The sequence below is a fragment of the Marinobacterium sp. xm-a-152 genome, from assembly GCF_013282965.1.
In the GTDB taxonomy this organism is placed as follows: Bacteria; Pseudomonadota; Gammaproteobacteria; order Pseudomonadales; family Balneatricaceae; genus Marinobacterium_E.
In genome coordinates, this window is record NZ_WBYI01000005.1 from 86,836 (window position 1) to 109,226 (window position 22,391).

A 22,391-nucleotide genomic window follows, 5' to 3' on the forward strand; every position below is an offset into this window, starting at 1 on the left:
TAAGTGCCCAATATTACTCGACTTTTGAGGCTACTTAAACGTCGTCTCGGTAGCCAGCGGATCGCATTCAATGCCCTTCGAAAAAAACGCAATTACAAAAATCATTTTAGGCTTGGTTGTTGCAGGTGGTTCAAACGCCGCTAATGCAGCGGGCGCCTGGGACTGTCAGCAGACTGACCGAGGTTGGAGCTGCGGTGCTTCTGCCGATTACAAACCTGAACCGGTTCCGTTAACTCGCATCTCAGCAACTGAAGATGCGATCGAAGCACAGATCACAAAACCGCTGCCTAAACCGCTGCCAGAGCCCCAAAAAGCTCTGACCGCCGAGCCAGAGCAGAAACCAGAACAGAAAATCGCTGCTAAACCTGCACCCGTTAAAACGGACGCTAAACCAGAGCCTGACAGAAAAGCTGTTGCAACGACTGCAACGAGCGAAGCGCCAGATGAGCCGATTGAGGCGGTCACCCTTCCAGCTAAGCTAGAGGAGAGTGCAGAAGCACCTAAGCCACCGGCAGTAGCAAAAAGCCCCGAACCGTCACCAGAACCGCAACCTGAGAAAGAGAGCAATGTAGCCATCATTCGCGACCCGAGCGATGATCGACGTGACATCAATTTAGACTGGGTTCGTTTAGCACCTCTGGATGCTGAAGGTTTGGTCTGTAAAGGTCGTTATGAAGAGCCGAACATCTGGGTTGGGGATCTTGCTCCCGGTAACGAAGAGAGCAGCACCGTCATCAACGCTGACGAATCCGATGCCGATCTCGATGGTTTATCCATTTTACGTGGCAACATCATCATCGAAGAGTCTGGCCGCCAAATTAAGTCCAACCTTGCTGAGTTTGAATCTCAATCGCGCCAAGCTCTGCTGCGTGGCGATGTGCGTTACCGTGAACCCAACCTATTGATGACTGCAGACACTATGTCTGCTGACCTGAACAATAAGATCGCCATCGCCAATGAAGCGCGCTTCGTTATGCATGACCAACACATGCGTGGTGATGCTGAGGCGATGACCCGCTTTGGTGATCAGCGAGTTGAAGCTGAAGATACGCTGATTACCTACTGTGAACCGGGTAATAACGACTGGGGTATTCGAGCAGCGCAGATGGAGCTCTATCCTCAAGAGGGTTATGGAGAGGCGTGGAATACCCGCTTTGAAGTTGCTGGTGTACCGGTCTTCTACCTGCCCTACTTCTACTGGCCATTGAATGACACGCGCAGAACGGGTCTACTCTATCCATCCCTCAGCACCAGCGAGCAGGATGGTTACGATCTGGCTCTGCCCTACTACTTCAACATTGCGCCTAACATCGATGACACGCTAACGACGCGCATCATCGAACAGCGTGGCGTACTGTTTGAAAACGAGGCGCGCTACCTCAACAGCTTCAGCATGAACACGCTGAATACCAGCTGGCTTCCCGATGATGACCTTCAGGGGAGTGAGCGCTGGTTGATCGACTTCAATCATACCGGCACTCCGGCACCCAACTGGTCGAGTGATGTCAGCTTTACACGCGTCAGTGATGACAACTACTTTGACGACCTAACGCCGGTAACGCTTGCGGTACCGGCTGCTGATGTACTGTCTCAGCGTGCTCAAGTAGCCTATAGCGGTAATAGCTGGAGTGCATCGGCGCTGGTTAACGATTATCAGATCTTGAATGGCTCAACCAGCCACAAGCGCATGCCTCAGCTCAATTTCAGTACCAGCCAAAGTCTGAATGAGACAGCGCTGAATCTCGCTGTGCAGTACACGCAGTTTGATTCAACCGATGAGAGCGCAACCGACGGCAGTCGTCTTCATGCCCGCCAGTCAATCGGTTACAGCGCGGAGACCACTTGGGGTTACCTACGACCTGAAGCGGGCGTTTGGCACTCAAGCTATGACTTCTCAGATAATAGCAGTGCGTCGCACACCAACCTATTTGCCTCTTTGGATTCAGGCCTGATCTTTGAACGTCAGGGCGAGATTGCCACTCAGACACTAGAGCCACGCATCAAACTGATACATGTCGATGGTGAGGATACAGACACACTTAACTTTGACTCAGGCGCCCTTGGCTTTAGCTACGGCAACCTGTTCGATAACTTAGGCTACTCAGGTAATGACCGTGTCAGCCATACTGATCAAGCAACCCTAGGTCTAGAGAGCAAAGTCTACAGTCTGACGGGGCGTGAGCTTATCTCGGCAGGCATTGCACAGGCTCACTACTTTGGTGATCACGATGCTCGCCCAGGCGATGCAACTGGCAGTGCCGATCAATCGGATTACGCTGTCTACGCTAGTTGGAAGCCCTCTGAAGTGCTGACGCTAAGCCATGACTCGCGTATTGATCGTGAAACAGCTGCGTTATTGACCGAAAACTATCGTGCCTACTACCGCCCAGATGATGAGCGACTACTCTATGCAAACCTACGTAAAACGCAGAGCAGTGACGGTAACAACACCTTCAACCAGATCGATCTGGCCACGCGTTGGCCGATCACGACAGAGTGGAGCGGCGTTGCGCGATACACCCAGGATATTAAAGAGTCTGAAAACCTAGAGACGCTTGCCGGTATCGAGTACGAAAACTGCTGTTGGAAGGTGCGCTTTACCGGACAGCGAAGCATTGTCGACGGCAGCAGCGATTTCGAACGTGAGAACAAGTTCTACATTCAATTCATTCTTCGCGGTCTGGGCGCCTTTGGTCAGAGCGAAGGTCGTCAGTTCCTTGAGGATTTAACGGGTTATAACGAGGATGACCGTGACAACTTTTAAACATTTGATCGCATCGGCGATTCTTGCCCTCTCAAGCAGCTCCGTGCTTGCAGAGCCCGTTGCACTGGACCGTGTTGCCGTCGTAGTTAACGAAAGCATCATCATGAGCTCTGAAGTGGATCAGCGAATTCGTGATATCCGTGCTCAATTAACGGCACGTAAAGCTCAGCTACCACCCGCTGAGGTTTTGGCTAATCAAGTCAAAGAGCAGCTGATCATTGAGAGTATTCAACTGCAACTGGCAGAGCGCCAAGGCATTCGCGTCAGTGATAGTGAACTGAACAGTACGATGAACCGCATCGCTCAACAGAACAACCTATCCCTGAGTGATTTCCGTAAAGCCTTGATCAACGAAGGACGTGACTATCAGCAGGTCCGTGATCAGATTCGCCGTGAACTGATCATCAGCCGTGTTCAGCAGAGCAACGTCAACCGTCGTGTCAGCGTGACGGATCAGGAGGTTCAGAACTATCTCAATTCAGATCTGGCGAAGAACCAAGACCGAAGTGAATATCTACTGAGCAACATTCTAGTCGCTCTTCCTTCGCCTGCGTCGCCAGAGCAGATTAAATCCGCTCAAGAGCGTGCCAACCAACTCAAAGCCGAACTGGATCAAGGCGCTAATTTTGCTGATCTAGCAGTACGCAGCTCGGACGCACCCAATGCGCTGAATGGTGGTGATCTGGGTTGGCGTAAAGCACAAGAGCTACCGACCCAAATATTCTCTGCTGTGTCGGGTCTATCAAATGGCGAAGTCTCTAAAGTGGTTAGAACCCCTTCAGGCTTTAACCTACTGCAGTTGCGCGAGCGTCGTGGCGATCAAGCCACACTGGTAACAGAAACTCGAGCACGCCACATTTTGGTAGCCCCTTCAGAGATTCGCACATCAGCACAGGCTCAAGCCTTCGCTGAAGAGCTCTACTCACGATACAAAGAGGGCGAGCCATTTGAAGAGTTGGCGCGCCGCTACAGCGATGACCCGGGCAGCGGCTCATTGGGTGGTGAACTGGGCTGGATACAACCGGGCAAGATGGTTGTTGAGTTTGAACAGCAGATGGACAAACTGGCTATTAATGAGGTGAGCGAGCCTTTCGAATCCCGCTTTGGCTGGCACATTGTACAAGTACAAGAGCGTCGCCAACAGGACTTCACCACTGAGATGCGTGAAAACCAAGCCCGCTCAGAAATCCGTAAACGTAAGTACGATGAAGCACTCTCCACTTGGTTACGTGAACTTCGCTCAGAAGCCTACGTCGACATTAAGGTGAAGTAGTGGCTCTTCGAATTGCACTGACCCCGGGCGAGCCGGCCGGCATCGGTCCAGACCTTTGTGTTCAGATTGCCCAGCAAGGCTCTGAGCACCAACTGGTCATCATCTGTGACCCTGACATTATTGTCGATCGCGCAAAACTCTTAGGCTTGCCGATCAAACTGCATGAGTTTGATCCAGACCAGCCTGCCGTTGGCTGTCAGCCTGGAGAGCTCTTTTACATTGGCACCCCATCGAATGCCGATGTTATTCCAGGCCAACTGGATCCGCTCAATAGCGTCTATGTTCTGAATACCCTTCGTTTAGCTGTAGACGGGGCTTTGGGTGGCATGTTTGATGCCATCTGCACAGCACCGGTTCATAAGGGTGTTATCAATGATGCCGGTTACCCCTTCACAGGCCATACAGAGTTTCTACAATCGCGTTGTGACGTCGATCAGGTTGTTATGATGTTGGCGACCGAAGGGCTACGAGTTGCTCTTACAACGACACACCTGCCATTATCTGAAGTGCCTCAAGCGGTAACGCAACCGCTACTTCGTTCGGTCATCGATATTCTGTTGGATGATCTGAAGCACTACTTTGGTTGTGACAAACCCAGCGTCTTGGTTGCAGGCTTAAACCCCCATGCTGGCGAAGGCGGCCATATGGGACGTGAAGAGATCGACACGATCGAACCGGTATTGAATAGCTACCGGGAACAGGGTGTTAACCTGATTGGCCCACTCCCTGCCGATACGCTCTTCACCGAACATCATCTAAAAGACGCTGATGCGGTGCTTGCGATGTACCACGACCAAGGGCTGCCGGTTCTCAAGTACAAAGGGTTTGGCCAAGCAGTGAACATCACCTTGGGTCTGCCTATTGTGCGCACCTCAGTCGATCACGGCACCGCGTTGGATCTTGCCGGCACAGGCAGAGCCGATGCAGGCTCTTTGCAGACCGCCCTTAGTTATGCTGCCGAGATGGCTTCTAACCGTAAACAATCATAGGTTGATATGAGCAGTAAAAACCCTGGGCACGTGGCCCGCAAACGTTTCGGTCAGAACTTTCTGCACGACCCTACTATTATTGGTCGTATCATCTCTGCGATTAATCCAAAACCTGAAGAGCACCTCGTTGAGATTGGTCCCGGTTTAGGTGCACTTACAGAAGAGATTCTAGAGCTCGCCGGTGCGCTGGAAGCGGTAGAGTTAGACCGTGATCTCGTCCCAGTCCTGCGTACCAAGTTTTTTAGGTATGAAGATAAGTTTAAGATTCACGAGGCGGATGCTCTCAAGTTTGACTTCTCGTCACTGCAACAAGATGAGCGCCCACTTCGCGTGATCGGCAACCTGCCCTACAACATCTCAACGCCGCTGATTTTCCATCTCTTGAGTTTTTCAGGATTGATCAGCGACATGCACTTCATGCTGCAGAAAGAGGTGGTGGAACGTCTAGCTGCACAGCCGGGGGAAAATCACTACGGCCGCCTTGGCATAATGGCGCAGTACTACTGTCAGGTAGAGAAGCTCTTTATCGTACCACCCGGCGCCTTTAATCCGGCACCGAAGGTCGATTCCGCCATTGTTAGATTGATTCCGCACAAAACGCTACCCATACAAGCAAAAAGTGCTGAGCTGTTGGCTGACGTTGTCAGAACCGGTTTCAGTCAGCGACGTAAAACTCTGCGTAACAATATGAAGGGTTGGATTACCGGCGAGCAACTTGAAGCCTTGGGTATTGATCCTGGATTACGCCCTGAGCGCCTCTCTCTCGCTGAATTTGTCGCCATCGCTGACGCGATCTATGATTTACGAAACAGCGCTGAATAAGCACTGCACGACGAGACTGTCTATACATGCAAGATTATGAACTGAGCCGAAACGTAGCGATCGATGTGACAACCGACTATCTGACCGACCAATCGGATCCAGAGACACACCGTTACGTCTTTTCTTACCACATCACCATCACCAACCATAACCCTATGCCTATCCAGCTACTGAGCCGCCGCTGGCTGATTACCGATGGTAATGAGAAGACACAAGAGGTATTAGGGGAAGGAGTTGTCGGTGAACAGCCCACCATTGAACCGGGCAAAAGCTACAGCTACACCAGCGGCACGGTCTTAGCGACTGAGGTGGGTGCCATGCAGGGTCACTACGACATGATCACCGACGAAAATGAGACCTTTCAAGCGACCATTGCCCCCTTCACACTGGCACAAACTCACGCGTTACACTAGGAGAACGGACTCTCTAAAATAGAGAGCTCTGTTCCGACGCGAGCAACTCAGGCGTTGCCCCCTGCACAGAGGGTTTTGCCTCTTTCAACTTATCGACAAAACGCGCAGCCAGTTCCGGTGCTTCAGCACAATCTGGCGTATGAAAGAAGAGATAAGGCACTCTCCCCTCATCGATCCACTGCAACACCTTAGTGACCCACTGATCTAAATAGCGATCAGACTCCTGCCACTGCATGGTCGATATGAAACGAACCTGCGGATGCTGACCAGTTGCAAGGACATGCAACGGCACCTTTGGCTTCTTCTGCTGAGCATCTAAGGTAGCTGAGTCCATGGCGGTTACTGCAAAAATGGGACGGGTGTCGAACATCACACGATTGACGCCTGTCTCCAGCAGCATCTGATTAAACGCCCTCTCCTCATCCCCTTTCGCAAAGAACTCAGGGTGACGAACTTCAACCGAGTAGTTGAAGGCTTTAGGTAGAGCCAACAGAAATCGATGGATATACTCAATCCCCTCACTGTTAAAGCTTTTTGGTAGCTGCAGATTGAGCAGCCCGATTTTATCCGCCAGCGGCTCCAACACTTCAAACTGCTCGGCCACTTTAGGATTAGCCACCTCTAAAGCACTGCGATGAGAAAGATCTTGGTGGAACTTAAAACAGAATCGAAAGTCATCAGGCGTCTCATCCCGCCAACGCTTCACCGTATCCGGTTTAGGCAAACCATAAAAAGTCGTGTTTCCCTCAACCGATGAAAATTGACGAGCATAACGTTGTAGCGCAGTCCCACCCCCTGCCAAACAGCCGCCCTCCCAAACAGGATGTTGCCACTGAGGTAAGCCTAAATAGTAATCGTGCAACGCCATACTCCTTAAAATAGGCTACAAAGAGTACCAAACTAAAAAAATAGTGGAAGAATATCGTAATATTTTAGAAACAGGCTTGTAGCAACCTTAAACCTATGTATAATACGCCCCACGTTGATGCGGGGTGGAGCAGCCCGGTAGCTCGTCGGGCTCATAACCCGAAGGTCGTCAGTTCAAATCTGGCCCCCGCTACCAACGTAAAAAAAGGTATAGGCCCCCAGGGTTTATACCTTTTTTTTCGTCTGGCGGATGAGCCAGATGCAGAACTGGCGCAGTCAGTTCACAACCAATGCATGGATTGCATTGGTTGAACGAAGCACCAAAGGTGCGACGGCCCGAAGGGTGAAAACACAGGAAGTGTTTTCATAAATCTGGCTTGAATCTACGACCCAAAAAACCACGTCGGGCTCACTCTTATTAGCTCCGCGGTGAAGGTCACCAGTTCAAACCTCACCCCCGCTACCAACGTAAAAAAAGGTATAGGCCCGCAGGGTTTATACCTTTTTTTTCGTCTGGCGGATGGGTCAGATGCAGAACTGACGACAAATAATGCAGGACAGCATTATTTGGATAGCTGAAAGCTAGTCCGCAGGATTACTTCACAGGATGTGAAGTAACAACTCAGTTCACCAAAATGCATGGATAGCATTTTGGGATGCCGAAGGCAGTCCGAAGGACGATTGCACAGGATGTGTAATCGCAAATCTGGCCTTGAAAGGAGCACCAAAGGTGCGACGGCCCGAAGGGTGAAAACACAGGAGGTGTTTTCATAAATCTGGCCAAAAATCCACCCCAGCCCAAATACCGTAACTACATAAAAACTAACGGTATCTGAAATGAAAGTCTTCACTCTCCTATCAGCCTTACTACTAAGCCAGGCTTCACTCGCCTTTACCATCGAAAAAATAGGTTCAGACATTTCTCACCCTTGGGGTATCGCTGTCCTTAACGATGAAGAGGTCCTCGTGACAGCAAGAGCCGGTGCCCTTTTGCGCATTAATCTTACAACCGGGCAGCAAAGAGCCGTTTTACCCACCCCTTTTGTAGCAAGTTTTAGGCAAGGCGGGCTTCTCGATGTCGCCTATGATGAACAATCAAATAGGGTACATCTTTGCTACAGCAAACCGTTAGAAGGTGGTGCAGGCTTAGCGATTGCATCGGCCAAATTGGATGGGTATCAGCTTTTAACACCCAAGGATATTTTTGTCTCCAACCATCGCTCTCCCTCCGGTGCACACTTCGGCTGTCGGATAGTCATAAAGGGCAACTACCTGTTTGCCTCGTTGGGCGACCGTGGTGATCGCAGTAACGCTCAAAACCCCTCCAATCATGCTGGATCAATTATTCGACTGAACCTTGTTGAGCCGGAGCCAGCCAATACTCAGCAAGATTGGTTGCCTGAGATCTACTCGATGGGTCATCGAAACCCACAAGGTCTTGCATTACAGCCTAATACAGGACTTTTATGGTCTCATGAACATGGTCCACGCGGTGGTGATGAGATCAATCTCATTGAGCAAGATAACAACTACGGTTGGCCAACCGTCTCTTACGGTAAGGAGTACATAGGTGGGGATATAGGTCTTAACTCATCACCCGATGGATATACCGATCCTCTCTGGGTCTGGGATCCAAGCATTGCACCATCGGGAATGACCTTCTATACCGAAGAGATGTTTCCCGAATGGCAGGGCAATCTTTTGGTTGGCGCTTTGAAGTTCACAAGCATCTACCGAATCGTCATAGATCCTGATAGCAATCTGCCCGTTTCAGAGGAGAGATTATTCAATGATGAGATGGGAAGAGTTAGAGACGTTGAACAGGCCAATGATGGCTCAATTTTAGTGTTGAGTGACGCACCCAATGGTGGCATATATAGGATTAGTCGATAAATCATTAAGGTAAAACAGATGAACAACCAACAGTTAAACGTATTAGGCACGCCACTTGAAACGTGTAGCAGTGATCCGCTAACTGGCTATTACAGAGACGGATGTTGCAACACAGATGAATATGATCGCGGAACCCACACGGTCTGCGCTGTGATGACGGAGGAGTTTCTGCTCTTCTCACTTCGCAAAGGGAATGATCTCATTACCGCCCGGCCTGAATATCAGTTCCCCGGTTTAAAGCCAGGCGACTCTTGGTGCCTATGTGCTCAACGATGGGAGGAAGCTGAGGTTTCAGGGTGCGCCCCGAGAGTTAATCTATCCGCAACTAATGCAAAAACACTTGAGATTATCAGTTTCGAGACGCTTAAACGGTACAGCATAGATCTTCATTAATTTTCACACAGAGCTCAAGAGCTACCCTCTCCACAACTCCAGTATTTTCAATTACTATCAGCGTCCATTTTATGTAGTGAATTTCTAAGCCAATGAACAGCAACGCTTTACTATCGACACTCGTTAAAATCCGCTCTAACAAACTCTTCGAGCTCACCGTAATTGCGGTGATTATTGGCTCGGCGCTCCTTATTGGTGCCAAGACCTTTGACCTTTCTGACACCGCTGAGATGATTGTTGGTTGGCTGGATATCGCTGTTACCGTCTTCTTTCTGGTCGAGATCACGGTTCGTTTCATTGCCGATGAGAACAAGCGCACCTTCTTTAAGGATCCCTGGAACCTATTCGACACCTTAGTGGTTGTGATCAGCCTGATCCCTGTCAGTCAGGCCGATACCGCTCTGGTCGCACGTCTAGTTCGCGTGTTCCGCGTCTTCCGAATGGTCAGCATCATTCCAGAGCTTCGCATGCTGCTGAACTCGTTGATCAAAGCACTGCCTCAGCTAGGGTACGTCCTTCTGCTGATGTTCATCATCTTCTACGTCTATGCTGCCATTGGTGCGACGCTCTTTGCTGCGATTAACCCTGACCTTTGGGGTGATGTCGCAGTGTCGATGTTGACGCTCTTTAGGGTGATGACCTTTGAGGATTGGACCGATGTCATGTACGAAACGATGACGGTCTACAGTCTAAGCTGGATCTACTACCTATCCTTTATATTCTTAACGGCCTTCGCCTTCTTGAACATGGTGATCGGTATTGTCGTCAATGTGATGAATGAGGAGCATGAGCGCATCCTTAAAGAGGAAGCGATCGAGGCCAATGAGCCAACCATCGCTGATCTTCAAAAACAGCTGGCTGAGATTAAAGAGATGTTAAATCAGAGAGCGAATTAAAACGCGAACTGATCCACCAACAGATACCCCATCGCAACGTAGTTATTGATCTGCGCGGGACCGGAAGGGGCAACGTCTACGTAGTCTGGAAAAGCCTCTGCAGTGACGTTGCTCCAACTCGCAAAGGTTTCACACACATGCACATCCACGCCAGATTCACCTAGATCACGAACCCCTTGATGCAGAAGTGGGAACTTACTCTCATTCTCAGTGGTCAGAGCGAACTGTTCATTGCCGTGGCTAACCACCGCAATATCGAGATCTGGAAAAGCTGATCGCAAAGAGTCTATGGCACCCATCAAACGAGGTTGAATCCGTTGCCACTGTTGTGGATTAGGCGCCAAAATTTCAAACACCACTCCTGGTGGCGCCTCTTCAAGTGCAAGGATCTCTTTAACCGTTTTAGCTGAGGCCGCGCCTGAAAAGAGCAGACTGAGCGGAAGCAATACCCTGAGTAACAGGTGACGAACTGTCTTAAAGATCAAACTGAACATAGTAGACCTCCAAATCTCTTTAGCTTCAGCTTAGCTTATAAACTGGAAAGTGACTGCCTCAATGCCTCGGTTCTTGATTCTGTTATACGATCAACCGGGAGGCGCTGATCAAGGCCAAGGCGAATCAATCGATCTTTCTCAGCGCCCGGTGCCATAACTAGACGCACCTCTTTACCAAGATCTAAGGCTTCGAGTATGACGTTCTCAATGGAGAGCGTCATGGTGTCATCTAAATAACTGACGTCACTGAGATCAAAAATAACCGCATCGTGTTTAGCGATGTCTTTTCGCTCACGGGCTAAGGCTTTGGAGACACCAAAAATCATCGCTCCCGAAAGGTAGACCAGTAGGATACGGCCATTCGCCTCATTCAACAGGGACTGCTGTTCAGGGGTCAGAGGAATCTCATCATCGACATCGGACATAGAGCGAACCTTCTCAGCCTCAACATCGGATAACTTACGGATGATGATGACGTTCGCGACAAAGACACCGACACCCACCGCAACGATCAGATCGACAAAGACCGTTAACAGTAGGACGGCATACATGATCATCGTACTGTATTTAGAGACTAGGTGAACCCGTTTAATGAACGACCAGTCCAGAATATCGACACCCACTTTTACCGCAATACCAGCCAGCACCGCTAAAGGGATATTTTCGATCAATGAACCTGCTCCAAACACAGCTATTGCCAGTGCTAGAACCCTTATAACACCTGAGAGTGGTGTTCGCCCTCCGGACTGAATATTGACCACGGTGCCCATAGTGGCACCGGCACCTGGTAGACCACCGAACAGACCAGACATGATATTGCCTAACCCCTGTCCAAACAGCTCTTTGTTGGAGTCATGCTCTGTTCGGGTCAGGTTGTCCGCCACGACCGAGGTAAGCATTGAATCGATACAACCAAGCATGCCCAACACCATCGCATCGACCAACATAATCTGAAGCTGATCATAGGTGAAATAGGGCAAGGTCATTGAAGGCAGTGACACATCGATCTCACCAATGCGTTGGACTCCATCACTGCTAAAGATGATCACAGAGACCAGAGTAATAAGAACCAGTGCAATCAACTGAGGCGGCACGAACTTTTTGTATTTTTCAGGCGTTTTAAACAACACACCCAGTGTCACCAAGAACAGCAACAACTCACTGAAGTGCACGTTCATGATCAACTCTGGCAGATGAGTTACGGTACCAACCACCCCGCCCGCCGGTGGAGATTGCCCTAACGCAGGGGCTATCTGCAGAATAATCAGTATGAATCCGATGCCTGACATAAAGCCAGAAACCACCGCATAGGGCATCAGGGTGATGTATTTGCCCAACCTGAGATAACCAAACACGATCTGGAATATCCCTGCCATGATCACCACGGTAAACGCCATAGACAGACCATTTTCAGGGTTCGCAGCCACTAGAGTGCTGATCACAGCGGTCATCACCACGGTCATAGGCCCAGTAGGCTCAGAGATCAGCGTAGAGGTTCCACCAAACAGCGCGGTAAAGAGACCGATTAGGATCGCACCATAGAGTCCCGCCTCTGCGCCAGCGCCAGAGGCGACACCAAATGTGAGCGCCAAAGGGAGTGAGACCACCGCAGCGGTTAAACCACCGAGCAGATCACCGCGAAGATTAGAGAGAGATAGTGCGTTCAGTTTAAGCATTGATCAACGGCTCACTATCGGTCAGAAGCGTTCGATTTAAACAGACGTTTAGCGTAACGAAGCAGTATATCGAAGGGGGTTTCGTCGCCAAAAAACTTAGGATTCTTGATCAACAGCAGAGACATCACAACAATCCACACCAGCGTATTTTTAATCACCCAACTGGCATTTTCATTAAAGGCCTCTTCGGTATTTTCGGCACCCATTAAAAACATAAATGGGGCAACAATCCCAATGAACGAGAGAAGAGAGACGGCAGCGCGAATTTTTCTGCGGTTATCCATGACAGACTCTGATTTGTGATTTTGGTTATTTTACGTGATCTGTCCGTAAAGGGGTAATCACACGGGTGAGTTTTATTCCGTTGAGTGTCAATTTTCATCTAAAAATAACCCTGACATTTCTATGGAAATATGTGACCATCATATGAGTAATTTCTAATGGATAATGATCATGAACCTACGCACCAAGTTACTGATGACTGCGACACTTTTAACAACCCTTGCCGGCTGCAGCAGTGAACTGCCTAAACCCGATCTAGTCGAAGGTGGCGAATGCGTCATCCATGGTGAACAAGCACCTATTTGGGCTTGTGGTGGCTACATGGAGGCTGATCGTTATGTCGGCGTAGGATCTGCTCCATTGAGCAAGCTAGGGTATGATTTTTCTCGTAAAGAGGCAGCCATTAATGCTCGTGCTGATATCGCACAACAGGTCGAGGCTCAGATTAAAAGCAAACTAGACTCCTATCAACGTTCAACGGGTGCCGATGAGATGACGGCTGAACGCGTCGTCACTCAAGTCGCAAGACAAACCTCCGAATTGACAATTAATAACTCACAACAAGTGAGCTACTGGCAGCACCCTGAAACAGAGGTCATCTTCATTTTGCTGGGCGTTGAAAAAGCGACGATCAATAACGCGATCGACTCTCAGATTGATCAACTAGATAAGTGAGTTGTTGATGAAACCTCTATTTACTCTACTACTGATAGCTTTATCACTTTCGGCTTGCTCCTCTAACGAGGTGATGCAAGACCCCTCTCCTCAAGCGCAACAACAGAGTGCCGAGCGTGAACTTAACAAACTGTAAATTAAAAAGCCTTGGCCTAGCGGTCACCGCTTTATTTCTTACGGCCTGCTCATCGACCGCTAAGATTACCCTGATCAATCCAGCCATCAGTGATCGGGCTGCCGCCACCAAAGTCGTTGCGGTGCTTCCATTTGAGAATGACTACTCCGGTGTGGCGAACAGCATTGAATCTCGAGTCACCAACCATAGGGTGGCAGGTGAGACCTTTTTTACCGTGGTCAACCGTAAGGATCTTGAATCAATTTTAGACGAGCAAAAACTTCAACACTCTGGGCTAGTCGATGAACAGACGTCTGTTGAGATCGGTCAGCTGATCGGTGCGAAAGGACTGATTACTGGTGAGGTGGAGATTCAGACCACCGACTACTCGCTCTACTACGTTACTCGTGTTGAGTGTGCCGATCAGAAGTGCAAAAAAACTCGTGAGCGCTACATCCCTTGTGATGAGATGCACTCCAACCTGCACGCTACCATCCGACTCGTTGATACTGAACGCGGGGACCTGATTCTCTCTGAACGCTTCACGGCAAAAGAGAGTCACGATGCTTGTCGTGACAGCGCCTACTCTCTTCCAACACCCGAGAGTGTCCTAAGCAACCTAGCTGATGAGATCACCGATCAGTTCATGACTTACATAGCTCCCTATGAGGCAACTGTCATAGTGCAACTGCTCGATGATCCAGAGATCGACTACAGCAGCGAGCAAGAGGACCTTTTGGAGTATGGTATCGAGTACGTTGAGGATCACCGCATCGACAAAGCTGAAGTGCTCTTCTCCGAGCTTCTAACCAGTACAGGTGACCAATGCTATGTGGCGGCTTACAATTTAGCCGTTGTTAAAGAGCAGCTCGGTAAAACTAGCCAAGCTGAGCAGCTCTACCGGTTAGCCGATCAGTTGGTAAAAGAGCCCAACAAGATCATTAACCAAGCCATTTTGCGTGTTGAACGTCAGAAGAGTGAACAGGCGCGTTTAGAGAACCAGCTATGACCCGCAGATTCATCCTCGCTATTCTGGTGTTGACCAGTTTTGTAACGACTGGGTGTGCAAGCAGAGAACCCGTCATCCTTGTCGCTGAACTTAAGACCCCTGATTGGTTGATGAGCCCGCCCGTCAACAGTGGTGATCAATTTTACGGTGTCGGTGAAGGAGGCAGCGCACAAGCCTCTGAGCAGGCTGCATTAGCACATCTTGCCGAGAGACTGCTGGTTCAACTATCCAGCACACAAGAGCAGCGCCTTTCGTCGGTTAGCGATAGTCGTGAATACACTGAGCGAGAGGTGGAGTCATTAATTAAAAGCAGAACCGAGCGTTTGCCTTTGGGTGGATATGAGATCCTTAAACAGGATGTGATTGCACCGCAACGAACGGCGACCCTGCTAGCGTTGAAAAAAACGGCCTTAATTAATAACCTCATTAACGAAATAGGCCCCAGATTAACCACCTCCTCTGCACTGCCAATCAAGACTCTCTCTGACTGGGCAAGTGCTCGACAACAGCTAACCGATCTAAAGACTCAACAGCCATTAATATCTCTTCTGAAACAGCTGGGTGAATCGGGGATTGCGGAAAAGTACAGCAACCAGGTTGCAGACACTGAATCTGCCATTAAAGATTACCAAACCAACCACCCTGTAATGCTAAAAACCGATCAAAGCTGCATGAGTTTTGAAGACTCACTGGAGCGTCTAATCCTAGAGGCCGGTTTTGAGATCAATCCCTCATCTGGTGTTATAACCGTCGAGTGCCAGGTCAATGAAGATATCAGTAGCGCCTATGGCATTCACATTGCCAAGGCCAATTTATCACTCCGCTTTTTGGGTGATCAATCTAACGTTGAGCAAGCCACAACTCTGTCGATTAAATCGGCTTCATCAGCCTCTGAGTCGACGGCCAAGGCGGGGCTGGTTCAAGCGTTCAACAGACGCATACAGGATGAAGAGGCTCTTAGGATCTTAGGGTTATAAAGCTGCACCAGACTCTGAAAGCTGCGCTAGGCACTGCCAGCTCTGCTGACCGCTCTCCCAATATTTCCGTTCAAATGCACTCATCGGTTGGTCAGCGCTGTATAACTGTACGCTAGTTTCATGACCCGCCAACGCCAGTGCCCTGACGAACTCCTCGATGTAGAGTCTCCAGTTGCTTCTAACGGTTAACTCCCCACCCAAGGTCAATAGATCACTGAATACAGGACTGGCATGCCAACGCCTCTGAACCTGAGCTGATTTAGGATAAGGATTGGGGTAGAGAATAAAATGCTTGGCTAGGCGCCACTCTGAAGCGGTAGCAAGGCGCCAAAAGTCGATTAGATCCGCTCGCACAAAGAGTAGGTTATCAAGCTCACCCGTGAAGCAGTTTTCGTGCTTACTAAGACGATGAGCAGAACGATCAACCGCTATGACATTGGCGTCTGGGTATCGATTGGCAAGATGACGTGAACTTTCACCGATACCACAGCAAGAGTCCAAGATAAGCTCTCCGGAACGACCTTTGAGCCAATCGGTCACCTGATCAAAGGCGACCTGAGTATGGTCGGCAATGGGTTTGCGAAATGGGTTATTTAAGTTACGCAATACAATTTCATCGAGACGCTCATGCAAACCGGCCTGATTGGTTGTCACGACCTTAGAGATACCCTGTTCTTGCTTACTCATCGGTTATTTATGATTCCAAACTTGTCAAAGCTTCGCGCTTTGTCTCTGCCCAAACAGCCACCAATGTGGCGAGCTGTTCAGCCGATAAATTCTTTCCATTGCGAAGATGGGCTTCAAGAAGCAGTAGATTTTCGGTGAGCTGTGGCATTCCTAAAATACTGCTAGCGCCCGTAATTTTATGGATAAACTCAACATTTAGCTCTTCGGACTCTTGCTGCAACGACTCAAGAGTTTGGGCATATTTATCAATGAATTGTGCAACATACTTTTTAGCCGTTTTATCACTGCTCCAATAATCTCTAGCCAGTGCTATATCAAAGTAGCTTCGAGGCCTATCTATATCGCAATGATTGGTGTTTGTTGAGATCGCATTTTCCGTCAGTGCTTCAGGCGCAATCAGTTCTGCAATAGCGACAACGGCTTTATCAATATCGACCGGTTTAGTGATGTAGTTATTCATGCCGGACTCTAAAGCCTTTTCAATATCCTCAGCATAGGCGCCTGCCGACAAACCGATTATGGGTAAGTTTTCAAACCGCCGCAGGGCACGAATCCTTTGAGTCGCCTCAAGACCGTCCATGACTGGCATTTGCACATCCATCAATACCAAATCTATCGATGACTCTGCCTCTCTTAAGAGTTTGATCGCCTCACTACCATCATTGGCAAGAAGCACTGAGGCCCCTTCAGCTTCAAGAAATTCGCGAGCAGAATCACGGTTGAAAAGATTATCATCGACCACTAACAGTGTTCGGTTCAAAAGCCGCTGACTGGGAATCTGTTCTGTCTCAGGCTGGGTATCAGAATTGATGATGCGTTTTAATGTAGAACTGGTAACAGGCTCCATTAAACAGTCATAGGGGCTGTTCTCAAACTCTTCAATATGACTGACAGGACTGGTTACAGTGGCCAGTTTTCCAGACCAATCAACGCCCTTGCTCTGTAACTCACTCTGGATCTCTGCTTCTAGACGCTGCAAGTTTTTACCGGACATCTCTTCATCGACAATGACAGAGTCAAAGGAGCGATCCGCCTTTATGGCTGAAACGAGTTGATAGATCAGATAACTCTGCGTCTGTCCAACTTCATGATCTAGACCCATGGCTTTGGCAACGGCCACAAGAGAGTTACGTGTAAAGGGGTTTTTACAGGCAATAAGAACTCTAGCCTCTGTTATAGGATCAGGTTCAATAACCTTCACAGGCAGAGTCAATTCGAAGGAGACGGTAGTGCCTCGGAACTGCTGGGACTCAAAACTTAACTCACTTCCCATTAATGAGAGAAGTTGCTGGGTAATGCTAAGCCCTAGACCAGTCCCCCCAAATTTACGCGTTATCGAACCATCGCCCTGCTCAAAAGGCCTTAGAATTTTAGCTAAAACCTCATCACTCATGCCGATGCCAGTATCACGAATCGCAAAGCGAAGACGGGGTACAGAGTCTGCATTGATCACATCAACCGTCAACTCAACATAGCCCCTCGAAGTGAACTTGATCGCGTTACTGATCAGATTGATCAAAATCTGTTCCAGGCGTTGCTGGTCGCCTGATATTTTGATGTTACCCTGATAGCTCGGTGTAATCGCCAGGTGAACGTTCTTACTTTTAACTGAGCTGGACATGAGTAGAGCAAGGGTTTCAAGCAGTTCAGCCAGATAGAATTCGGTCGTTACCAGTTTCAGCTTACCGCTCTCTATCTTAGAAAAATCCAGAATATCGTCGATCAGCTTTTGTAATGACTGCCCCGCTCTTAGGATTTTTTTCGCTTGTTCGAGCACGGGTTTATTGGCGTTTTCAGCACGCGCTAAGGTTTGAGCCAAGGTCAGTACCGCATTCATGGGTGTCCTAATCTCATGACTCATATTGGCCAAAAACTCGCTTTTAACCCGCGAGAGTCTTTCAGCCTCTTCTGCCTTATCAGTTAATGCTTGACGGAGTGCCTGCTCTTCCGAAACATCGCGCATTAAACGGATGGTATGAGCCTCGACTCCATCTTTAGCCGGCTGATAGATCAAGCAGATTTCACCCATTTTAGCCTCAGAACCTGGTGCTGGGCGCAGCTGTTTTTGAAATCGGATTACGGCACCTTGGCGTTTAGCTTCAAGGTGAAATTGGCGGGCAAACTCTGGAGTGATATCCATCAAATCAGGTATCGTTTTACCGATAACCTCTTTAGCAGAATGATATCCCCACCACTGAGCGGTCTTATCGTCAGCATCGATCACCTTCAGGCTCTCAACACCTATGACGGCAAACATATTACCCATCTTAGTTAAGGCATTGAGATAATCTTTTGAGAGTTTTTCAGAGGTTTGAACTTTTGCCGCCTGTTCCGCGTAAGCTTGATTCAAACGCTCTAGTTCAGAACGCTCTTGCTCTAACTGTTTGTTAATCTGCGCTATTTTTGAGCTCTGTTTCGATAGAAGTAGATAGCGGTAAAGCAGCAGAAATATGACGCCCAGTGTGGCGAAAAAGAGATAGAGCAGCTTTTGTAAGCTCTCTTTAGTGAAAGGGCTCAATTCACTGTTTGGCACCATGCCCCACAGCTCTTGTAGCGCCCTGATTTCATCAGGGCTGAAGCTATCGTAGGCTTTATCAAAAAGGGTTTTCAGCATTCTATCTTGCGGGTTAAACGCAAAATGCATATTTAACTGCAGTCCCGATTCAGACTCTAGCAGTCTAACTTGCAGATCCTCATTAAAGAGGTGGGTATGGTTGATCAGATAGTTGGCAATCGAATAGTTCTCTACAAAGAGATCAACCTTACCGTTCAACAGAGCGGCCATCATCTCATCAAATGATAAGTACTCTTTATAGCGAACCTGAGGATAATGCTTCTTAAAATAGCTCTCAAAAATTGAGTCTTTCTGAATACCAACAATCTGACCATCCAGATCGGAAAAGCGCGTGTACCCTTTTAAACTGACTAGCCCAGTCAACAGTTCTAGTGTCTGCTTTTCACTGAAAAGATAGCGCTGTTGGCGCTCTTCAGTCAGCACCATATTACCGACAACATCTAACTGGCCATCGGCCAATTTTTCCATATGCTGCGACCACTCAAACCCATTAACAAAGCGCAGTTCAAGACCTAGCTTTTGGCTAATTTGTCGAGTTAAGTCAATTAGATAGCCTTTCGGCTGACCCGCATCAACATAGTTAAAGGGGCGCCAATTGCTATAGGTGGGCATTCTTATGGTCTGTTTATTCTCGAGATAGTCACGCTCTTGTTGACTCAGTTGAGAGAGTAATTCGGCATCAGAAGCAGCGATCCGGGGAGCCTGTAGTGTTAACGCTAACAATAGAGCTATTTTCAATATAAGCTTCATACCTGGACCAAAGGATCGGGTTATTAATACAAAAACTGAACACTAGTTAGTTGATAGTGCTAGTTTAAGACCATACCCCATAAACAGTGATCCCGCTAACCCTTTCGCAAAGCCTGAAAGTTTCCCCCCCTCTGCTAGAAGAGACTTGAAATAGATCGTCATAAGAATCAACACCGCAAGATAGATCTGTGAACAGAGTTGAACAACCAGACCCAAAATGGCGAAAGAGAGCCAGGGGTTGTCGTAGCTTGGATCGACAAATTGAATGAAGAACGAGACAAAAAAGAGTATTGCCTTGGGGTTAAGAAGGCTGATCGTCAGCGCTACTCTAAACGGGTGTTTAGAGTCCTTGGGCAAATCGATGTCCGAATCACTGTTTTGAGGTTTAGTGAAAAGCGATCTTAGCAGACCAAAACCGAGCCACATCAGATAGAGTCCACCGGCATATTTAAGCAGCGTAAAGAGAATTGGGGTGGTTTGAATCAGGCTCGCCACACCGGCGACTGACAGTGTCATCAACGTCAGATCCCCTACAAAAATACCCGCCGCGCCTTGAAACCCTGCGAGAGCGCCACGGCGCCCTGCTACCGTAGCGACGTACATAGAGTTGGGACCGGGCAGCAAAATAATAATGATTGTCCCAATAAGATAGGTGTAGAAATCCACTATTCCAAACATCTGTTACTCCCCGACAAACCAACTAAACGGCTGTTCTGACACGACAGCACCGGTTTTATCTAACTGCTGATCAACAACATCATACTGACCACCAGATAGTCGGAACAAGCAGCGAGATCGAGTGCCGTAGGTTTCACTGATAATCAACTGAGAAGAGAGTAAGCGCTCCCAATCGGCAGGGATACCGGTATCTGGAAGTTCAGCGTCATTCGCTAGGTTAGGGTCCATTAATAGACCAGATCCGTTCAGTTGAGTCTCTAGCAACACACCCTGTTCGGAGATCTGTTGGCGTGCCAGTGTCACTTTAGGCCATGGAGTATCAAGTGCATCATTACTCAGAGCATGTACTCCGGGTTCTATTGGCTGAAGGTCAGGACTGTTTGAACTCATCCAAAACAACGCCCCAGGCTCACCAACAATCAAATTAAAGCCGGCATATTGATCTCTATTCTCTTTTAACGCTTGAGCAATCTTCTGGATTGATTCGTTTGAGTTTAAGAACAGCAGTGGAATCTCACCCCGACTGCGAGCGCCCTCTACGCCAATATAACCAGGGCGAATGTTCGTCAAAAATGCGAATCGACCAGAGCGATTGAACCCCAACCAAGTTCCTTTGGCTTTTAAATCTTGGCCGGCCAACACCTCTGAAGAGTCACTTCGATGAACAGGCCACCAGTGCATAGGCAGAGCTGGCCTGTCATGGAACTCATCTCGATTGGCTACCAAGAGTAACGGGGTAGTGTGGTTAGGACGCCAGTTGAAAGCTAACAGACACATTGCAAAAATCAGACCGCTATTGAACGAGAGCAAGACGGCCGGCGGGCACCTTGGCATAGTGAATACGATGACCTGGCGCCAACTCGTAGAGATCGCCATTCTCACCGATCAGTTGAACCGGTACGGAGTACTTACGAGCAATCTCGGCATTCGCTTTGATGTGCTCAGGCTCACCATGCAATGGCACCGCAATAATCGGTTGTACCCAAGAGTACATATCGGCTAATTCAGCCTGACAAGGGTGGCCAGATGCATGAATCGGCGTCGAGCTGGTGGCCGATTCAACCACTTTAACTTTGCGCGCTTTAAAACGATCCAACATCCGCTCTACCAACCGCTCATTTCCGGGAATAAGGAACGAACTCATCAACACCAGATCGCCCTCCTCCATTGAAAAATGAGGATAGGAGTCTAGCGCTAAGCGATTCAGTGCTGCACGCTCTTCTCCCTGGCTACCGGTCGCAATCGCGAACACTTCTTCGGCTGGAAGATAACCCAAATGAGACTCATCAATGGGTTCTAGCTCATCAGGCCAGTAACCGGTCATTTTGGCGATGGAGTAGATGTTTTTTAGAGAACGACCAATCAGAGCAAAGCGTCGACCTAAAGCATCTGCTACACGGGCAACTGTGACAAGGCGGGCCAAATTGGAGCTAAAGCAACTGACCACAATTCGACCTTGAACCGACTCCAGCTGTTTCAAAATGCCGCGATAACAGATCGACTCTGATTTCGACATTCCCGGTTTCAGCGCATTGGTCGAATCACAAAGCAGTGCACGAATATTCAGTTTAGAGAGCCCTTTATAGAGTGACTCATCGAACGGCTCACCAATGACTGGGTCATAATCGATTTTCCAGTCGGCGGTGTGCAGTACCGTACCAACAGCCGTTTCAATAAGCAGAGACTGTGCTTCTGGAATCGAGTGCGTAATAGGTAGAAATTCAAGGGTGAAGTTACCGAGAGTAAATCGCTCCCGTTGGTTGATCACATGAATAGGTACTCGGCCATCTAAGCCATGCTGTGCCAGTTTTCTTCTTAGCACCTCTGCCGCGAAAGGCGAAGCGTATACGGGTGCTTTCAAGCGTGGCCAGAGGAACGGCAGAGCTCCCAAGTGATCCTCATGGGCATGGGTTATGACAATTCCCTTAAGGTTCTCTTTTTGACGCGAGATGAACTTGGGGTCGGCTGACACTACAGCTGCAGTGCGGTGCGATTCAGGATCAACCACCTCGTCAAAGGTGACACCACAGTCGATCATGATCCAGTCACCGGCGTGACCGAGAAGATTCATGTTCATACCGATCTCGCCTGAACCCCCTAAGGGCAAAAACCAGAGATCTTCCTGGCCGGGTGAGAGCAGAGCTGATGTTTGATCACTCATGA

Annotated in this window: 21 protein-coding genes and 1 tRNA gene; 13 read left to right on the forward strand and 9 right to left on the reverse strand. The window is 48.9% G+C overall.

The features are described 5' to 3' along the window. Positions 1-70: 70 nt before the first annotated feature. The 5 genes from lptD to apaG are packed head-to-tail and all read left to right on the forward strand — an operon-like array spanning position 71 to position 6,261. Entirely contained in the window at positions 71-2,764 is a 2,694-nt protein-coding gene (gene lptD / locus XMA152_RS06065) for an LPS assembly protein LptD (protein ID WP_173483047.1), read from the forward strand. Beyond that, on the forward strand, positions 2,751-4,037 hold the full coding sequence (locus XMA152_RS06070; RefSeq protein ID WP_371813286.1) for a peptidylprolyl isomerase: 1,287 nt from the start codon (positions 2,751-2,753) through the stop codon (positions 4,035-4,037). Before lptD ends, XMA152_RS06070 begins: the two co-directional genes overlap by 14 nt. Next, entirely contained in the window at positions 4,037-5,026 is a 990-nt protein-coding gene (gene pdxA / locus XMA152_RS06075) for a 4-hydroxythreonine-4-phosphate dehydrogenase PdxA (protein ID WP_173483049.1), read from the forward strand. Before XMA152_RS06070 ends, pdxA begins: the two co-directional genes overlap by 1 nt. Positions 5,027-5,032: 6 nt before the next feature. Beyond that, positions 5,033-5,848: a 16S rRNA (adenine(1518)-N(6)/adenine(1519)-N(6))-dimethyltransferase RsmA gene (gene rsmA, locus XMA152_RS06080; RefSeq protein ID WP_173481246.1), complete on the forward strand. Its 816-nt coding sequence runs from the start codon at positions 5,033-5,035 to the stop codon at positions 5,846-5,848. 26 nt (positions 5,849-5,874) lie between these two features. After that, entirely contained in the window at positions 5,875-6,261 is a 387-nt protein-coding gene (apaG, locus tag XMA152_RS06085) for a Co2+/Mg2+ efflux protein ApaG (protein ID WP_173481247.1), read from the forward strand. A gap of 13 nt (positions 6,262-6,274) precedes the next feature. Here the strand turns inward: apaG and XMA152_RS06090 are convergent, their stop codons facing one another. Further along, positions 6,275-7,129, reverse strand: a complete 855-nt coding sequence (locus XMA152_RS06090) for a DUF72 domain-containing protein (RefSeq protein WP_173483050.1) — start codon at positions 7,127-7,129, stop codon at positions 6,275-6,277. Positions 7,130-7,247: 118 nt separating this feature from the next. On the opposite strand from XMA152_RS06090, the gene XMA152_RS06095 reads away from it, so the two are divergent. From XMA152_RS06095 to XMA152_RS06110, 4 genes are all read left to right on the forward strand, one after another. Then, positions 7,248-7,324 (forward strand) — tRNA-Met (locus XMA152_RS06095). 641 nt (positions 7,325-7,965) lie between these two features. Further along, positions 7,966-9,021 (forward strand): PQQ-dependent sugar dehydrogenase, encoded by a 1,056-nt coding sequence (locus XMA152_RS06100; protein WP_173483051.1) that lies wholly within the window; start codon positions 7,966-7,968, stop codon positions 9,019-9,021. 18 nt (positions 9,022-9,039) lie between these two features. Further along, on the forward strand, positions 9,040-9,414 hold the full coding sequence (locus tag XMA152_RS06105; protein ID WP_173481250.1) for a DUF2237 family protein: 375 nt from the start codon (positions 9,040-9,042) through the stop codon (positions 9,412-9,414). A gap of 92 nt (positions 9,415-9,506) precedes the next feature. After that, complete coding sequence (locus XMA152_RS06110) at positions 9,507-10,310, forward strand: ion transporter (RefSeq protein ID WP_173481251.1); 804 nt, start codon at positions 9,507-9,509, stop codon at positions 10,308-10,310. On the opposite strand, the gene XMA152_RS06115 is transcribed toward XMA152_RS06110, so the two are convergent. The 3 genes from XMA152_RS06115 to XMA152_RS06125 are packed head-to-tail and all read right to left on the reverse strand — an operon-like array spanning position 10,307 to position 12,764. After that, a complete protein-coding gene (locus tag XMA152_RS06115; protein ID WP_173483052.1) occupies positions 10,307-10,804 on the reverse strand; it encodes a DsrE family protein in 498 nt (165 codons plus the stop codon). The genes XMA152_RS06110 and XMA152_RS06115 overlap by 4 nt on opposite strands. A gap of 35 nt (positions 10,805-10,839) precedes the next feature. Then, positions 10,840-12,480 carry a SulP family inorganic anion transporter gene (locus tag XMA152_RS06120; RefSeq protein WP_173483053.1) on the reverse strand — a complete coding sequence of 547 codons (1,641 nt, stop codon included), beginning with the start codon at positions 12,478-12,480 and terminating at the stop codon, positions 10,840-10,842. 14 nt (positions 12,481-12,494) lie between these two features. After that, a complete protein-coding gene (locus XMA152_RS06125; RefSeq protein ID WP_173483054.1) occupies positions 12,495-12,764 on the reverse strand; it encodes a hypothetical protein in 270 nt (89 codons plus the stop codon). 169 nt (positions 12,765-12,933) lie between these two features. Here XMA152_RS06125 and XMA152_RS06130 point away from each other — a divergent pair, with 169 nt between their 5' ends. Genes XMA152_RS06130 through XMA152_RS06140 form a run of 4 tightly spaced genes read left to right on the forward strand, consistent with a single transcriptional unit; the run spans position 12,934 to position 15,538 of the window. Continuing rightward, entirely contained in the window at positions 12,934-13,437 is a 504-nt protein-coding gene (locus XMA152_RS06130; RefSeq protein ID WP_173483055.1) for an LPP20 family lipoprotein, read from the forward strand. A gap of 7 nt (positions 13,438-13,444) precedes the next feature. Next, a complete protein-coding gene (locus XMA152_RS12700) occupies positions 13,445-13,573 on the forward strand; it encodes a hypothetical protein (protein ID WP_256368157.1) in 129 nt (42 codons plus the stop codon). Then, positions 13,554-14,561 (forward strand): CsgG/HfaB family protein, encoded by a 1,008-nt coding sequence (locus XMA152_RS06135; RefSeq protein ID WP_173481256.1) that lies wholly within the window; start codon positions 13,554-13,556, stop codon positions 14,559-14,561. Before XMA152_RS12700 ends, XMA152_RS06135 begins: the two co-directional genes overlap by 20 nt. Further along, on the forward strand, positions 14,558-15,538 hold the full coding sequence (locus XMA152_RS06140) for an LPP20 family lipoprotein (protein ID WP_173483056.1): 981 nt from the start codon (positions 14,558-14,560) through the stop codon (positions 15,536-15,538). The genes XMA152_RS06135 and XMA152_RS06140 overlap by 4 nt, the downstream gene beginning before the upstream one ends. Here the strand turns inward: XMA152_RS06140 and XMA152_RS06145 are convergent. Genes XMA152_RS06145 through XMA152_RS06165 form a run of 5 tightly spaced genes read right to left on the reverse strand, consistent with a single transcriptional unit; the run spans position 15,533 to position 22,389 of the window. Next, complete coding sequence (locus XMA152_RS06145) at positions 15,533-16,225, reverse strand: tRNA (guanosine(46)-N(7))-methyltransferase TrmB (protein WP_173483057.1); 693 nt, start codon at positions 16,223-16,225, stop codon at positions 15,533-15,535. The two genes, XMA152_RS06140 and XMA152_RS06145, sit on opposite strands and share 6 nt — an antisense overlap. Positions 16,226-16,232: 7 nt before the next feature. Continuing rightward, the gene (locus XMA152_RS06150) at positions 16,233-19,550 is read right to left on the reverse strand and encodes a response regulator (RefSeq protein WP_173483058.1); all 3,318 of its coding nucleotides are present in this window, start codon (positions 19,548-19,550) and stop codon (positions 16,233-16,235) included. Positions 19,551-19,592: 42 nt separating this feature from the next. Next, entirely contained in the window at positions 19,593-20,228 is a 636-nt protein-coding gene (leuE, locus tag XMA152_RS06155) for a leucine efflux protein LeuE (RefSeq protein WP_173481260.1), read from the reverse strand. 3 nt (positions 20,229-20,231) lie between these two features. Then, positions 20,232-21,005: an NRDE family protein gene (locus tag XMA152_RS06160; RefSeq protein WP_173481261.1), complete on the reverse strand. Its 774-nt coding sequence runs from the start codon at positions 21,003-21,005 to the stop codon at positions 20,232-20,234. Between the two features lie 16 nt (positions 21,006-21,021). Beyond that, a complete protein-coding gene (locus XMA152_RS06165; protein ID WP_173481262.1) occupies positions 21,022-22,389 on the reverse strand; it encodes a ribonuclease J in 1,368 nt (455 codons plus the stop codon). Positions 22,390-22,391 lie beyond the last annotated feature (2 nt).